The organism is Chryseobacterium sp. 2TAF14 (assembly GCF_052115105.1).
In the GTDB taxonomy this organism is placed as follows: domain Bacteria; phylum Bacteroidota; class Bacteroidia; order Flavobacteriales; family Weeksellaceae; genus Chryseobacterium.
Window position 1 is genome coordinate 1 of sequence record NZ_JBFRGA010000283.1, and the last position, 2,447, is coordinate 2,447.

3 protein-coding genes are annotated in these 2,447 nt (G+C 33.2%); all 3 read left to right on the forward strand.

Annotated elements, in window-relative coordinates; translation table 11 throughout:
* Window positions 1–237: 237 nt before the first annotated feature.
* Window positions 238–432 (forward strand): DUF4177 domain-containing protein, encoded by a 195-nt coding sequence (locus AB4Y90_RS17480; RefSeq protein ID WP_441558843.1) that lies wholly within the window; start codon window positions 238–240, stop codon window positions 430–432.
* A 25-nt stretch (window positions 433–457) separates the two neighbouring features.
* Entirely contained in the window at window positions 458–1,153 is a 696-nt protein-coding gene (locus AB4Y90_RS17485) for a pseudouridine synthase (protein WP_441558844.1), read from the forward strand.
* 312 nt (window positions 1,154–1,465) lie between these two features.
* On the forward strand, window positions 1,466–2,447 hold a 982-nt coding region (locus AB4Y90_RS17490), incomplete at its 3' end, for a quinone-dependent dihydroorotate dehydrogenase (protein ID WP_441558845.1).

Below are 2,447 nucleotides of genomic sequence, written 5' to 3' on the forward strand. Positions count from 1 at the left end.
TTTAAATTTATAATTTATTTTTTACCATTAAGGAATTAATCCCCTCTAGCTTAAAAAACTTAATAAAAATCAATTTATTGATTCCTTAATCAGAATAAACTTAACTCACTAAAATTCTTAATGTTAAATTTAAGAATAAACAGAGTTTATTTTAATTTAGAAAATTAAGAAAAAGCTATAAAAAATTTATTGAATAAAATTTAAACAGGCTCTAAAATTAAAAAATAGAAGCTCAGTATGAAAAAAAGATTCGAATACAAAACGGTGATTATCGAGCCGAAAGGTTTTTGGGGAACTAGATATGAACCAGCCGAAATTGATAAAATTTTAAATCAACACGGAAATGACGGTTGGGAACTCGTAACTGCAGAAAGCAGAGATTACGGAGGCACGTTTTATGGAATTATTTATACTTTTAAAAGAGAGTTGTAGAGCTAATTATATTTAGTTTTGCAGAATGTTAGAAATTCTTTACCGAGACGAACATCTTATTGCCATCAACAAACCCAGCGGATTATTGGTTCATAAATCTTTTTATTCCGGTGAAGCCGATACGTATGCGATTCAGGAATTGAGAAAGCAGATTGGGCAAAAAGTTTTTCCTGTGCATCGTTTAGACCGAAAAACTTCGGGTGTTTTACTCTTTACTTTAGATAAAGATACGCTGAGAATGATGAGCACTCAGTTTGAGGAAAAAAAGGTTGAAAAGAAATATATCGCCATTCTTCGGGGCTGGGCAAAAGAAGAAGAAACCATTGATTACGATTTGGTGAATGAAAATGAAGTCAAACAAAATGCGGTTACCTACTACAAACGTTTACAAACTTCGGAAATAGATTTACCTTTTTTAAAATACCAGACTTCAAGATACTGTTTGGTAGAAGCAATTCCTGAAACAGGAAGATTTCATCAGTTAAGAAAACATTTTAAACATATTCTGCACCCGATTTTAGGTTGTCGGAAACATGGTTGCAACAAGCAGAATAAATTGTGGCTTCAAACATTTGGGATCAACAAAATGACGCTTCACGCTCACCAATTGGTTTTTACACATCCTGTTTCTAACGAAAGAATTACCGTAAATGCGACTATCGATGATGAGTTCAAAAAAGTGGGAGATCTTTTGAATTTTGATTTGAGTAAGTATTCATAATAATTTAATTAATTTAAACGCAAAGATTATATTTCATTTAGTATTATTTTTAGAAGGCAAAGGCAAATAAATTTGCTACGCAAAGCTTGAAACATAGCTTCATCAAATCAACTTGTTGATTACTACTTTGCTTACTTGAATTATATATTCGGAAATATATCTTTGCGTTAAAAAAATTCTCGCAGATTTTTCAGATAAAACAGATGTTTGTGTTATTAGTGAAAAGCATTTGTGAAATTTGTGTTTAATAAAATATCCTACATCAACAATTCATTAATTTTAAAATGAGTATTTTTGTAAAACTTTTTTTCAATGTACAAATCGCTCATTCGCCCGATTCTTTTCAAATTTGATCCCGAAGAAGTACATCACTTTACTTTTTCGATGCTTAAAAATTTCGGATTTCTCACTAAATTATTCCTTCCAAAATCTATTGTCGACAAACGTCTTGAAAGAGAAGTTTTCGGATTAAAATTCAAAAATCCGGTTGGTTTGGCAGCGGGTTTTGATAAGAATGCAGTTTTGTTCAACGAATTGGGAGATTTAGGTTTCGGATTTGTAGAAATCGGAACGGTAACACCAAAAGCTCAGTCCGGAAATCCTAAAAAAAGACTGTTCCGTTTGATTGAAGATGGAGGAATTATCAACAGAATGGGCTTCAATAATGATGGACTGGAAGCTGCGATCCAACAACTGAAAGGCAATAAAGGGAAAATCATCATTGGCGGAAACATTGGAAAAAATACCAACACGACGCCTGAAAATTATACACAGGATTATTTAGACTGTTTTGAAGGTCTTCATCCTTACGTCGATTATTTTGTTTTAAATGTAAGTTGCCCGAATGTGGGAAGTCACGCAAAGCTGGAAGATGTAGAATATCTGAGAGAGTTGATTACAGCTGTGAAAGGAATCAATCAAACTAAAGTAAATCCAAAACCGATCCTTCTAAAAATCGCTCCGGATTTAAACAATCAGCAATTGGACGAAATCATCGAATTGATTGCAGAGACAAAAATCGACGGAATTGTTGTTTCAAACACATCAGTGAACAGAGAAGGTCTGAAAACGCCAAAGGAAACTTTAGAGCAAATCGGAAATGGCGGTTTAAGTGGAAAACCGATTCGTGAAAGAAGCACCAAAATGATCAAATATCTTTCTGATAAAAGTAATAGAGCTTTTCCAATCATCGGAGTCGGCGGAATTCATTCTGCAAAAGATGCGATCGAAAAACTGGATGCAGGAGCAAGTCTGGTTCAATTGTATACAGGATTTATTTATGAAGGTCCACAAT